This window comes from Paenibacillus xylanexedens, from assembly GCF_007676705.1.
GTDB lineage: Bacteria > Bacillota > Bacilli > Paenibacillales > Paenibacillaceae > Paenibacillus > Paenibacillus xylanexedens_C.
The window spans coordinates 1-237 of record NZ_VEBF01000657.1 but is presented as its reverse complement, the minus strand read 5'-3'; the positions used below and the strand labels follow the sequence as shown (position 1 = coordinate 237).

The following is a 237-nucleotide window of genomic DNA, read 5'->3' as shown; positions in this document are numbered from 1 at the left end:
AAACGCCCCACCTGCCCCGCCCCATGCAGGCACACAAGCTGACATCATTTTCCCCCTCCATCAAGGTTTCCCTACATTCATCCATTTCCCTTACCACCCTCACTTCAACCCCCCCCCTCCTGACAACCCACCTAATAAAACTCACCATGCTCCAAACACTCACAACATCATCCTCCCCATTCCACCAACAACTATCATTTTCGATCAAGACAGTGCACAACTACTCCCCGATATCAC

Annotated in this window: 1 protein-coding gene; it reads right to left on the bottom strand. The window is 51.1% G+C overall.

Features of this window, described 5'->3' with window-relative positions; translation table 11 throughout:
• The coding region (locus FS628_RS32370; protein WP_222125353.1) for a hypothetical protein at positions 1-208 on the bottom strand (208 nt) is incomplete at its 3' end.
• Positions 209-237: the final 29 nt, after the last annotated feature.